Annotated in this window: 15 protein-coding genes and 1 pseudogene; 9 read left to right on the forward strand and 7 right to left on the reverse strand. The window is 63.7% G+C overall.

All coding sequences use genetic code 11. From position 1 onward, the window contains the following. Positions 1-36: 36 nt before the first annotated feature. Positions 37-1,041 carry a helix-turn-helix transcriptional regulator gene (locus tag OG405_RS03190; protein ID WP_327150140.1) on the forward strand — a complete coding sequence of 335 codons (1,005 nt, stop codon included), beginning with the start codon at positions 37-39 and terminating at the stop codon, positions 1,039-1,041. Between the two features lie 27 nt (positions 1,042-1,068). On the opposite strand, the gene OG405_RS03195 is transcribed toward OG405_RS03190, so the two are convergent. From OG405_RS03195 to OG405_RS03205, 3 genes are all read right to left on the reverse strand, one after another. Next, complete coding sequence (locus OG405_RS03195) at positions 1,069-1,536, reverse strand: nuclear transport factor 2 family protein (RefSeq protein ID WP_327150141.1); 468 nt, start codon at positions 1,534-1,536, stop codon at positions 1,069-1,071. 302 nt (positions 1,537-1,838) lie between these two features. After that, complete coding sequence (locus OG405_RS03200; RefSeq protein WP_327150142.1) at positions 1,839-2,279, reverse strand: hypothetical protein; 441 nt, start codon at positions 2,277-2,279, stop codon at positions 1,839-1,841. A gap of 79 nt (positions 2,280-2,358) precedes the next feature. Beyond that, positions 2,359-2,865, reverse strand: a complete 507-nt coding sequence (locus tag OG405_RS03205; RefSeq protein ID WP_327150143.1) for a DUF4240 domain-containing protein — start codon at positions 2,863-2,865, stop codon at positions 2,359-2,361. A gap of 175 nt (positions 2,866-3,040) precedes the next feature. Between OG405_RS03205 and OG405_RS29090 the strand changes: the two are divergent. The 8 genes and pseudogenes from OG405_RS29090 to OG405_RS03240 form a co-directional block, all read left to right on the forward strand. After that, positions 3,041-3,136, forward strand: a pseudogene (locus OG405_RS29090) (type II toxin-antitoxin system RelE/ParE family toxin); the annotation flags it as partial. A 295-nt stretch (positions 3,137-3,431) separates the two neighbouring features. Further along, the gene (locus OG405_RS03210) at positions 3,432-3,797 is read left to right on the forward strand and encodes a hypothetical protein (protein ID WP_327150144.1); all 366 of its coding nucleotides are present in this window, start codon (positions 3,432-3,434) and stop codon (positions 3,795-3,797) included. A 391-nt stretch (positions 3,798-4,188) separates the two neighbouring features. After that, positions 4,189-4,854, forward strand: coding sequence for a hypothetical protein (locus OG405_RS03215; RefSeq protein WP_327150145.1), 666 nt, complete (start codon positions 4,189-4,191; stop codon positions 4,852-4,854). A gap of 304 nt (positions 4,855-5,158) precedes the next feature. Then, entirely contained in the window at positions 5,159-5,440 is a 282-nt protein-coding gene (locus OG405_RS03220) for a hypothetical protein (RefSeq protein ID WP_327150146.1), read from the forward strand. A gap of 429 nt (positions 5,441-5,869) precedes the next feature. Continuing rightward, positions 5,870-7,255, forward strand: a complete 1,386-nt coding sequence (locus OG405_RS03225; RefSeq protein WP_327150147.1) for a DUF4041 domain-containing protein — start codon at positions 5,870-5,872, stop codon at positions 7,253-7,255. Between the two features lie 61 nt (positions 7,256-7,316). After that, a complete protein-coding gene (locus tag OG405_RS03230; protein ID WP_327150148.1) occupies positions 7,317-7,682 on the forward strand; it encodes an effector-associated constant component EACC1 in 366 nt (121 codons plus the stop codon). 7 nt (positions 7,683-7,689) lie between these two features. Then, positions 7,690-8,982: a caspase, EACC1-associated type gene (locus OG405_RS03235; protein WP_327152184.1), complete on the forward strand. Its 1,293-nt coding sequence runs from the start codon at positions 7,690-7,692 to the stop codon at positions 8,980-8,982. Positions 8,983-9,071: 89 nt separating this feature from the next. Continuing rightward, complete coding sequence (locus OG405_RS03240) at positions 9,072-9,392, forward strand: helix-turn-helix domain-containing protein (protein WP_327150149.1); 321 nt, start codon at positions 9,072-9,074, stop codon at positions 9,390-9,392. A gap of 97 nt (positions 9,393-9,489) precedes the next feature. Here the strand turns inward: OG405_RS03240 and OG405_RS03245 are convergent, their stop codons facing one another. The 4 genes from OG405_RS03245 to OG405_RS03260 form a co-directional block, all read right to left on the reverse strand. Then, on the reverse strand, positions 9,490-9,699 hold the full coding sequence (locus OG405_RS03245; RefSeq protein ID WP_327150150.1) for a hypothetical protein: 210 nt from the start codon (positions 9,697-9,699) through the stop codon (positions 9,490-9,492). 10 nt (positions 9,700-9,709) lie between these two features. Beyond that, positions 9,710-10,291 (reverse strand): class IV adenylate cyclase, encoded by a 582-nt coding sequence (gene cyaB / locus OG405_RS03250; protein WP_327150151.1) that lies wholly within the window; start codon positions 10,289-10,291, stop codon positions 9,710-9,712. Next, on the reverse strand, positions 10,288-11,667 hold the full coding sequence (locus tag OG405_RS03255; protein ID WP_327150152.1) for a hypothetical protein: 1,380 nt from the start codon (positions 11,665-11,667) through the stop codon (positions 10,288-10,290). The genes cyaB and OG405_RS03255 overlap by 4 nt, the downstream gene beginning before the upstream one ends. A 79-nt stretch (positions 11,668-11,746) precedes the next feature. After that, positions 11,747-12,049, reverse strand: a complete 303-nt coding sequence (locus OG405_RS03260) for a hypothetical protein (RefSeq protein WP_327150153.1) — start codon at positions 12,047-12,049, stop codon at positions 11,747-11,749. Positions 12,050-12,200 lie beyond the last annotated feature (151 nt).

The raw sequence follows: 12,200 nt of genomic DNA on the forward strand, positions 1-12,200 counted from the left end.
ACAGGATATGGCCACAAGCGCGCCTAACCTCGGGATGTGTCCACCAGCACTCGCACCCTCGCGCTTCTCGGTCTGCTGCAAAGCCGTCGCCACTGGTCCGGTGCCGATCTCGCCCGCCGACTCGATGTCAGCGAGCGGACCGTCCGGCGCGATGTACTCGGTCTCCAGGAGATCGGCTATCCGATCGTCACGACGCGCGGAACCGGCGGCGGCTACCAGCTCAGCGCGGGTGCCTGCCTGCCGCCACTGGTGCTGGGCGAGGAGGAGGCCGCCGCGACGGTGCTCGGGCTGAAGGAGATCGCCACCGGCGTCCATCCCGCCTCCGCGGAAGCTGCCATGAGCGCTATGGCCAAGATCGTCCAGGTCCTTCCGGTCCGGATCCGCCGCCGGATCGACAGTCTCCGGACGGTCGCGACCCCCGCCGGTGATGGATACAACCGTGCGGTGATCGGCGATGTCACCGCATTGACCACTCTCGCGCTCGCCTGCCGGGACGCCGATACCGTCTCGTTCTCCTACCGCGGCAGCGACGCGGCCACGTCGCATCGCACCGCCCAACCGCATCAGATCGTCAATGTCGAAAGCCGCCTCTACCTGGTGGCCTGGGATCTCGATCGCGCCGACTGGCGGACCTTCCGAATCGACCGGGTCGCGCGACCACGCCGCACCGGCGCACGATTCGCACCGCGCCGCATGCCCGGCGGCGATCCGGTGGAATACGTCCGCGACCGGATCGGGTCGATGCCCTCCAGGTACCGGGTGCACGCCACCATCCAGGCTTCCGCCGAACGGGTCAGAGCCGAGATCGTCCACTACGGCACCGTCGCTGCCATCGACCCTGGCTCGTGCGAGGTCCATATCGCCGCCGAATCCCTGGACTGGGCGGCCTTCTGCCTCGTCTCGATCGGAGCACCGTTCATCGTGCACGGGCCACCCGAAGCGACCGACCTCATGAAGGACTGGGGATCCAGGCTCCTCGCCGCCACGCGAGCGACCGGAAACGGACTCGCCTGCGACGGGTCGATCGCCGGCCGGGCGTAGGACTTCGGGTGTATTTCGGCTCCGGCGCTACCCGCCGTGCTCCTCTCGCGAGAGACCAGGCGAGGGTGCGCATACTGCGGTGATCGCCGCAGTGTCCCAGTAGAAAGGCCGCACCTCGGTGATGCGGCCGTCGGTCACGGTGATCGTTTGCAGGATGGGGAATTCGAGCTCGCGGCCGGTGGCCCGGGAACGCGCATGTATGTGGTTCAGCGCGACCAGTGGATCGGTATCGGAGAGGATCGTTTGCCCGACAATCTCGAATCGATCCCAGGTCGCACTCATGGCCAAGAAGAACCGCTCCAAACCCCCGTGGCCGCGCCAGATTCCGCCGTAAGGAAGGCTGTCGGCCTGCCGCAGCTCGACATCCGGGGCGAAGAACGGTTCGAGAGTGCTGAACGAGGCGGCACCGGGACCGCCGGCAGCGAGATACTCGATTTCGGCCCGGTACATTCCTTCGAGGACTTGTAGGGCTGATATAGCGGAAGGTTTGGTCATATGTTCACTGTCGGTCTGCCGCGCACCGTCCGCTGGCGATAATCGGACGTCGCATCGGCACCGGACCGGCCCTGTCCGCCGGTCGGTCACCGCCGCAGCCCGTTACCCGGCCGTCGGGCCGCGCTGACCGTCGCCGGCCCGGGCAGATACACACTCAGGTTCACAACGCCGGATAACCTCCGTGACCGCTGCTATCAGCTCCGACAGAGTGCGTCGAACTCGTCGAGGGCTGGGCTGGCGCCCCATACCTGGTTTCCCTGCCGATTTGACCCTTGGACACCGCTCGGCAACTGATTTTGGCGCTACCGAAGGGGGCGAAGTTCAGGGTCGCCGATATACAGATCAGGATGCGGGCAGAGGGTTGGAAGGACCTGTCTGAACCGCGGATCTGGGGGTCCGCTTTTGTCCCGGTTCGCGTAGCCGATGAGGTCTTGCAGGTATTCGTCGACGGTTTCCGGCGGCGGAGGAACGTACAGGGCATCGCGTGGCGAGTACTTGCTGCCGCCGATCCAGTTCTGCATGTCGCGAACGCGTCCGGCGTAGTCGCCGTCCGCCGGGTCGTTCCGCATGAGTTCGCGGTGAGCGGCCGTCAGGTCGGCCAGTTCGATTCTCCGGGTGCTGGTGACCTTGGTCAGGAGTACGTCGGTGGCGGTCGTAGCGGCGACCATCGACGTGGCCGATGGGTTGGCTTTCATGCCGCGAAAAAGGTGGGGCGCGGCGAAGGCCGACAGGTCCGGCGACACCCACCAGCATCTCTCGCCGCACCAGCTGTACCGGTTTGATCAGTTCCTGCCGACAGAGCTTGTTGGGCGAAGAAGAAGGTCAGTCCCAGCCAGCTTGGTTCGATGTGGTCTCGCGGGAAATGCCGGAACCGGTGTCCGGGAAGCCGCCGAACCGCTCATCGTGCAAATGCGCGAAGAAGTAGCACATGGCCTCACATTCAGCGTCCAGCACGGCCACTTCGGGGTTGGCCACCACGGCATTGTAGAAGTCCCTGCCCATCGCGACGATGAACCCGCGGCAGTACAGAAAACCGTCATCCGAGCCATCGGTCACCTGCTGGATATCAGCGCGGTCGATGTCGTACAGCTTCCGCTCCAGCACCCGGTCCAACGCAGTCAGTTCCGCCGCCGACAGCCCCTCGCTCAGCGCACCCAGATGGTGGAGGAACGCCTCCAGATACTCGTCAATGGCGTATGCCTCATCATCGCTCTCGCGATCGATCAGGGCTCCTCGCAGCCCGTTCGGGTCGGTACCAACCCGTTCCCACGCCGACTCGATGATTTCCCAGAACCGCGACTCCTCGGCCGCCGTCGGAATCTTGCTCACGCGGCGGACGCTACCAGAAGTAGCAGTCGCCAGACCCTTGCGTCGAGGTCGTCGATCTCACGCTCCGAAACTCGGAATGAAACGGCCCTTATTCCGAGTTTCATCTTCAACCCGGAATAGTCGGTGGTCTAATCCGACTTCCTCGGGCATACGACGCCGCGCTTTGGGCCGCTTGAAGCAGTTGCGACCAAGACCGACGATGATCCGAGTGCTGTTCGCGTTCGACCTGTGGCGGTCGGCGGTCATGATGACCGGCGGCGACAAGGCCGGGTAACACCCTGGTACGAGCAGGCGATTTGTCGCGCGGAGGAGCTGTACCCGATTCAACCGATCGAGAGCCGGACGGCAACTCCTTCGAGCCGACGGCATGGGGGAGGACTGAAACCGGGTCTACCTGCGCAGGAGGGGCGGCGGGGTAGGCCGGATCATCGACGAGCACGGTTGCTGGCTTGCTCCGACCGAGATACCGAAAGCGAGCATTACACCGGCCGATACGACATTATGGTCGCAGATCTGGCTACTCAGGTCGCATACTTGTTTTCGACTGATCAGGGAACTGCGCGCATATGTTGAAGATATCGACCCGCACCGTGCTCGGCAGCATCATTGCCGGGCTGCTCATTGTTGGATCAGGGGGCGTCGCGGCGGCCGAGCCCGCCCCGGCGCCCGCGCCGGTCGCGCCGGTGCAAGCACCCGATGTTCCGGGGTCCGGGGCGGTGGCGCCCATCGCGGCGTGCATGGCGCCCGGCGACTCCATCGAACTTCGGGCCGGCCTGGGCGCCCTGCTCGGGACCGGGAGCGGCGCGATCGCGGGTCTGCCCGTCTTCTTTGTCGGGGCCATCCCGTTCGGGATTATCGGCGGCATGATCGGCGCCATGGTCGGCTCGACCACCTACGCGCAGGACGCCTGGCGGGCTCCGCAGGGCTGCTGATCGGACGGGGCCGCGGGGTCAGCCCTTGACCGGGTAGGTGGCGTCGAGCCATTCGGTGAACGAAGCTCCGCCGATTCGGGCGTGCGGCCGGCCACCAACCCGCGGTCCTCCAGCAGCGCCCGATACACACCGACTACGGTCGCGGCGCCGACGATCTCGCCGCGGTCGATCATCCGCATCGCTTCAAGGAAAGCCCGGCCGTCGGCGCCGAGGAGGTACTGCCTGGCGCGCTGTGCGATCGTAGCCGGGCAACAGCCGGTTGAAGGATCGACTACTGTACGAGTGCCTACCTACGAAGCTAGTGAGAACAACGGAACCATATCCCAGGTAGCTGCGTCGAACCCTGCTGAAGGCAACATATTTCGTTGTTGTCCGACGGAAGGTGCGACGAATGAACCGGATTGCACTCAGGAATCCGATCGGTGCGAGGTTTGCCCGCCGGAGGGTGGCCGCGTTCGTGATGGGAATGGCCGCTTTCGCGATCATGGGCGTCAGCGGCGGAGCGACCGCTGCGGGCGTGCCGACCACGCTCGACTCGTGGCCAGCGGTTCCGGGACCGACGGTCACCTGGGGCGCGCCTGATCCGATAGGCGCCACTCTCGACCATTTACGCGACGGCTTGAACGGTCAGCGTCGCACTGCCCAGAGCCCCGGAGCTCCTCCGTACCGTCCGTGTGGGATGTCGGACGAACGCAAGTCCATTGGAACCTATGACGTCCACGGCGGTAGGCGGGCGTTTATGGTGTGCGGCAACCGGGAGTACGGGTTCGAGCACATCAAGGGTCGCCATTTGGACGACTGGTCGAACAAGGCGCTGATCACCGGTGACCAGTGGATGAATCTGATGGACTACTCGATCGAGGCCGCCTTGCGGCATCCGGAAGCCACATCGAACCGGGACGGCAAGACCTGCTACGCCCGCAAGATCTGGATGTACGACAAGCGTAATGGCGAATCGACCGGCAACTACTTCTGGAACAACGTCATTGTCAAGGACTCCAACGGCGACATCATCACCGCCTATCCGACCTCCGCAGCTCACCGATGCGTCGGTTGACACCGCCCCGAACAGCGATTGTTACGTCTCCATGTGCCACGATGTCAGTCGCCGTCAGCGGCTGTAGCCGCGAATTGGCCACAGCCTCGGACCGACCAGGAGGACTTCGGTGTCACCATCACACAGCGTAGACGGTCACAGCGCGGACTTGACCGGCTTGCGTCATTCCGGAGCTCTCGAAGATATATTACCTGCGGCGTTCGAGGGGCTGTCTCCGAAAGTAGTGGACGAGGACGAACCCGCTCGGTTCTTCTGTGTCCTGTATTGTCCGTCGCCGGATTCGGTCGACGTACGGGGAAGCATCTTGGTCAGCACCCGACACGTGCCGGTCGGTGAACGTGAGGTCGCCGCGGAGGCGGATCTGTATCCGGAGCCGTTCTTCCACCATGAGCCCGTTCCTGAAGAACTCCGAAGCACCTACGGCGAGCACGCGTTCATCACCACGACATCGGATGATCTCGACAAGTGGGCATTGACCGCGGACTCCCTGTACCTTGCGGTCCAGTCTCGGCCGGGTGAGGTGACTTCGGACGAACTGTGGCGCCTCACCGGCGAGATATTTTCCCGGGTTGACAACGCCGGATAACCTCGGTGACCGCTGCATCAGCTCCGAGAGAGTTGTGTCGATGTCGTCGAGGGCTGGGCCGGCGCCCAATACCTGGTTTCCCTGCCGATTTGACTTCGATCGCCCGCATCGTTCGGTCTTCGCGAGTGCAGCCTCTGCACGGCCGATGTCACGGAATCGTCCGATGCTCGTGCGGGGAAATTCATTTCGACGACTGTCCTCCGAACTCGGACCAAGAGAAGGAATCATTCCGAGTTTCGTGCTGAAGTAGAAATAGCGGCTCGCCGAGTCCGGCTTCTCGGCGTGCTTATCGATACCTCGCGTGGTCAGCAGGGGGCGCGCCGGCACCGGTTCGGTCAGTTCACTCCGGTGTGAGTTGATTCGAGATTCGCTGTGCGAGCCTCGGCGTGAGCTGGCATTCTCGAAAGACGAACTGTCACAAGGGGGATCATGAGCAGGGTGTCACCGGATTGGTATCCCGACCCGCAGAACGAGGGCTTCCTGAGATACTGGGATGGGCAGGCGTGGACGGCTGATCGGAGGGCGGTGTCCGCGGAGCAGGCCTATCCCGGCGCTGCGGACCAGTCGAAGGTTCCGTTGTTCGGCGCTCGCGCCTTTGCGAAGAGGCAGGCGGATGCGCTCGCCGAAGCTCTCTCCGAAAACCGGCGGCTACGGGAGCAACTGGAACAGGTCGGCGGCCTCGGGCTCGGCGACATGCAGCGGTTGCAGGCCCAGCTCGAGGCGCAGATCGCCGATAAGCAGGCGGTGCTGGACAACCTGTTGGAGCAGGTGGTCGATATGCGGGAGCAGCACGTCCTCCAGGAGATCGGGATCTACGAATACCGGCACCCATTGTCGGACTCCGTCGCCTACCGAGACGAGTTGAGGCGACTGCAGGGCGAGATCAAAGCTCTGGCTCGTCGTGACGGCGGTGCGATCGAGGCGCCGAAGACGTGGGTGGTCGAAGGGTCGGTCACCGATGGTCGCAGAATGATTCGGGAGTACTCGAAGTTGATGCTGCGCGCCTATAACGCAGAGGCCGAGAACCTGGTGCGCGGTCTGAAGCCGTACAAGCTGGGCAAGACGCTCGACCGTCTGGACCGGCTGGCCGACACTCTCGAGCGGTTCGGTGCGACCATGCAACTACGCATTGCTCCCGGCTACCACCGGCTTCGCCGTCGCGAGCTGGAGCTGACCGCCGATCATCTCGAATTGCTGGCACGTCAGAAAGAGGCGGAACGCGACGAACGCGATCGGCTGCGCGAGGAACGCCGGGCGCAGGAGGAACTAGCTCGGGAGCAAACGAAACTCGAGCAGCAACAGGAAAGGGACCGCCACGCCCTGTCCGGCCTCGAGGCTGCAGGCAATGCGGAAACCGATGCCGCGACCGAGCTACGCGAAAGGCTGGCGGAGCGGGATCGGGCCATCGCTTCCATCCAGGCCCGGGTCGACGATGTTCGCGCCGGATACGTGTACGTCATCTCCAATATCGGCGCGTTCGGTTCGGACGTAGTGCAGATCGGGTTGACCCGACGGTTCCATCCGTATGAGCGGATCAGCGAACTCAGCAATGCGTCGGTGCCGTTCAAATACGACGTTCACGCGCTGTTCTTCGACAAGGACGCCGCCGGAATCGAAGCCGAGCTCCACCGCCGGCTGGAGGACAAGCGCATCAACAAGGTCAATCGGCGTCGTGAATTCTTTCGTGCGACACCCGCCGAGGTGCGGGAACACCTCCGGGAAGTGGCCGATGGAATGCTCGAGTTCACCGAGACGCCGGAGGCCGATCAATACCGCCAGAGCCGCAACGCCCAGCATGGTCCGGATCTGCCGTGATCCGTGCGAGAGCACCGAAACCCACCATCCGCGTATGGTCTCGACGCAAAGGACGGAAGGCATGACGCAATCTGTGGACCAGGTAACCATCGAAATGGATGGCAGCGCCGACGATCTCTTCCAGCTGCTCGAATGGTTCAACGACAACGATGAACTGCGCGGCAGAGTTGATCTGCCCCCGAAGCAAATTCGACCCGGGCAGATGGGTGGACTGACCGATGTGCTGATCGTCGCGGCCGGAGCCGGTGGGCTGGCCACCGCGCTCGCCAGGTCGCTGAACACGTGGTTCACTCTCCGGAGGTCCAAGATCGCCATAACTATCAAGGCCGGTGCGGACTCCGAGATCACTCTCGATGCAGAACGAGTCAAGATGCCGGAAGTCACGCAAGCGCTGCAGTCCATGCTGGAGCAGCTCGACAACCGATAGTGACGCGATGCGGAAACGGAACGGTTGGCGTGCCGCACTCGTCGGAGTGAGCCGGTACTCCGATCCTGAATTCCCGGACATTCCGGCTGCCGGCAACAACGTCCGCGACCTCGCCCGAAGCTTGACCGGGCCCGGGGCAGCATTCGACGAGGAGCACTGCACTGTGCTCAGCGATCCCGGGCAGAGCGCCGAGGTCGGAAAGGCTGTCGCTGCGGCTGCGCGTGACGCCGAGGATGTCCTGCTCGTCTACTACACCGGTCATGGTGTGGTGGACCGGCGCGGACGCCTGTACCTGGCGCTTCCCGACACCGACCATGAAGAGCCCGAATGGAGTTCGGTGGCATTCACGACGCTCCGAGATGAGCTCATGGAAAGTCGGGCCCGCGCCCGAATCCTGATCCTCGACTGTTGTTTCTCGGGACGTGCGTTCGAAGCGATGAGCTCGCCCGATGCCGTGATCGGCGGACAGATCGATATCAGGGGTACCTACACCATCACGTCCTCTGCGAGGGACGAGACGTCACTCGCGCCTGAAGGTCACCGCTATACGGCTTTCACCGGTGCGCTGTTGAGCGCCGCAGCAGACACCGGCCTGACTCTGGATCAGCTCTATCAGAGGGTTGATCGGATGCTGCATCAAAACAGCCAGCCCCGGCCGCAGCGGCGAAGCGTCAATATCGCCGGCGAGCTACGCCTGTTCACCGCGCCTGACCCCCAGCCGGCCACCGATGCTGAGGTTACGACCACACCGGGGACGGACGCGGATAGCGAGTCCCTGTTCGAAAGCGCACAGCGCTCGGCCGACCAGGGCGATACCGTCGGAGCGGAAGCCTTGTGGCGGCGTGCCGCGGCCCAGGGGCATCTCGGTGCAATGAACAATCTCGCCAATTTGCTGGTCGCGCGCAAACAGTCCATTGAAGCCCACGACTGGTACCGCAAGGCTGCTGAGTCGGGTAACCCCGAAGCGATGGGTAATCTGGCAAACCTGCTTTACGAAGAACAGTTCTTGGAGGACGCTGAGCGTTGGTGGCGGCTCGCGGGAGAAGCCGGGAATACCGACGCAATGTACAACCTGGCCGTCATGCTCGACCGGACTCTCCGATTCGACGATGCCATCATCTGGTATCAGCAGGCGGCCGAATCCGGTCACACCGACGCCATGCACAACATGGCGATACGGCTCCGCCTCCGCGGTCACTTGGACGACGCCGAGGCATGGTGGCGCAGAGCGGGGCACAAGCGTGCGCAGCGCGCCAACGTCAAACCACGTGGCCCGGTCTCCAGGACGCAGACCCGGTGAGAATTTGCGCGAGTCCGCCTTTGTATGTACAGAGCCGACCCCCTCCTGTACGCGGTGTATCTGAAGGAACGGGCAGAGGAGGAAGGGCGATGAGTAGCTTCTCCAACTGGGATCGTGAAGGCTATCGCCGCCGTGTGGGCGAAGAGGAGGCCGCGCGTCTTCGTCGGTCGATCATGGCCGAGCAGTGGGGTTACCAGCTTGCCGAGGAGCGGAAGCGGCTGGGGTTCACGCAGGCGGGTTCGGCCGAGATCATGGGAGTCAGCCCGGGGCGGGTGTCGCGGATCGAACATGGTGAGGTCGCGACGGTCGAAGCTCTCGTCGCGTGTGTTTCCGCGTTGGGCAGGAAGCTGGAACTGCCGGCGGACATCGGTGGACATCTACTGAAGATGCCGACCGACCCCGCGGCGTGAGGTCCGGCCGCCGTCAGCGTGCTGCACCGTCGCATTACGGTGTCCGAGCCAGGACTGGAGTGGTCCTTGTTCCGGTGGCCCCTTCACGACGCGACGATCAGGGCCACCAGATCGTCGCCGCGATCACCAGCAGAGGCAGTCCGATCGCGATCACGAAACCGGCTATTACCAGGCCGATGGCCACAAGCAAATGGCACTCGATGGGAATGAAATGGGAAATGGGAACCAAAATGGTACCTAAATGGGAAACAACCGGATGAGTGCGGTAGCCCGATCGTGATGGCGAAGTCTTGGATTTCGACGGCACAGGTGAAAATCTAGGTCGCGTGTGCGTGCATCATCAGGTCCCGGTACGGGACGCGCACGATTGGGTGAGCGGAAACACCGATCGCCTGTTCGATGTCCGCGAGCTGGATAGCTGCGTCCTCGCTGTCAGTGGTGAGGATCTCGGTTTCGACGAAGGCGCCGACCCCGGCGAGGATATCGATACTTATGGTCGTGCCGTCATTGCCTGGACGGCGGTAGGTGGTGCGTGCCTTCTCAACTCGGACAAGTTCGACCATTCCGACCGCCGCGAGCAGTGCGTTCGCCGCGCCCGCTTGGCCGGTGTCGGCCAGCTGAACATTGGTCTCCTGTTTCGCGATGACGCCGTGATCCGAATGGGTTGCTGTGCTGGACGGCGGCTTGTAGGTGATCTCGGCCGAGCCGTCGCGCTGACGTACCCGCAGGCATTCGACGGTTTCCACGTAGTCGACGTCGGGTCGGCTGTAGTAGGTGTCGACTTCGGTCAGCGAGCTGATTTCGCGATAGCCGAGTTCGGCGAGGCGGCGGCGCAGGGGTTCGCTGTCGGCGAGTTCGCGCTTGCGTTCGACCTCGATCAGGTCCATGCGGGAGGTCATCCTTTCCAGTGAATTGCCGTGTGTAGTCGAGCGAGTGTCGGTTTCGAGCAGATCGTTTGCAGGGTGCCGAGGGCGCGTTGCAGGGTTTCGGTGTCGCTCAGCGGGATGTTCTGGAACAGCACCATCTGCTTCGCGTCGACGAGCGGGTTCGATAGGCGGTGGGTGAGGAATCGGTTGTAGTAGCGCCGGTTGCGGGTGAATACATCCTCGGCCGAGACCGGCATCAAGACCAGGTCTCGGCCGGGATGGGCGTTGATCGAGTGCACCGCGAACGCGGAAAGCAACTCGTCGACGGTGAGGTAGGCGTAGGTCTCGCGGCCTTCGCGGGTCAACCACGAATCCCAGGTTCGGACACAGTCGTCGGCGCCCTGATCGGCCTCGGACATGAATGCCATCAGGGCTACGTCGCTGACGGCGTCGAAGATATCTCCGTCGATCACGTGGTGATTGTCGAACGGTTCACTCACCGCGAGGACGTTCGCCCGTTGCATTGCCGGCATGCGATCCGATTCCGTCAGGGTGTAGTGCACTCGTTTGTGGCCGGTCCGGAAGTCGATCCAGTCTCTGGACAGTGGTCCGTCGAGAACCGGCCGAAACCCGAGGATCCCGGAACGCCAGACATGGCCGCGGCAGGTGATGTAGTGCCGTTGTACCTCGCGGAACAGCCCGACCGGTGCTTCGATCACCGCGCACACCCGAGTATCCAGTTCCGCTACGGGCACGATGCGTGAGTTCTGGCGCGCAACGACCTCGTCGTCGTGATGGTGATAGGGATGGGTGCCTTCACGCAGGTAGTGCGGGACGAACATGCGCCAGAACTGCAACCAGGATTGTGAGCTGTAGGACTGCACGACCCGCTCGTGCAGGCTCGGTGCGGCGACGGCGTAGACGTCGCGGTAGACGAAGTAACCGTACGGGTGGAGCACGGTCGGCAGGGTTCGCATCAAGGTGTGCAGCCCGGAGTAGCCGCCACCGTAGGAGTAGACCTCGTGCATCAGGGCCGACGCGCTGATCACGTCGACCGGTTCGCGCAACAGTCGCCCGATGTCCTGAGCCCATCCGTGCACCAGCATGCACGACCCGACCGCGTTGAACCGCCCGATCGCGTCCGTGAGCGAGGTCGAGGAGACGCCGGGTGCCTCCACCAGTGTGAGTTGTACAGGGCGTGGCTCCTCGGCTGCCCGCGTCGCGAGGTAGTCGACGGCAGCGCCGCCACCCGGGCCGATCTCGACGAGATGCGGTTCAGGCGATTCGACGCGTTGCAACGCCCGGTATACGAGTAGTCCCTTCTCGTCGCCGTGGTCGTTGGTGGCGACGTCGAGATAGGTCGCGGCCGACTTGTGCACATGCGCGAAGCGGTTCGGTGCTCCGATCATCACGGCCACCAGATCGTCGCCGCGATCACCAGCAGCGGTAGCCCGATCGCGATGGCGAAACCGATCGCCACCGTGGCGCTCATGGACTCACCTTTGCGAATGCCCAGCGGGCGAAGCTGAGTCGCGGTACCACGGTTTCCACATCGGCCACGTCCATGACCGCGTTGAGCTCAAGCGGGCTCAGGTGATCGGGCGCCGGCAGGATCACCAGGTCGGCTCGGGCGTTGCGTGCCTGGTCGGCCACCCGGAGTACCGATCGTTCGTCGGGCCACACGAGGCGGTATCCGAGGTGGCGGGCGAGGCGGTGTACCTGGGCGCGATCCCATTCGGGAGCACGGCTAATGTCGTAGTCGATCCAGCCGAACGCGATCGAGTGGTTCATGGCGCCGCCTGATCAGGCTGCGCGTAGTTGCGGATTGGAAGGTCGGTCTGAAAAGGACCTATTGGGTCGGTGTCGTGGAGCGCGCGGAGCCCTGCAACTATCCGTTCCAGAAGGACGCGGTGATTGTGACAGCTGGCCTGGCGACCATGCA

The sequence above is a fragment of the Nocardia sp. NBC_01329 genome, from assembly GCF_035956715.1.
In the GTDB taxonomy this organism is placed as follows: domain Bacteria; phylum Actinomycetota; class Actinomycetes; order Mycobacteriales; family Mycobacteriaceae; genus Nocardia.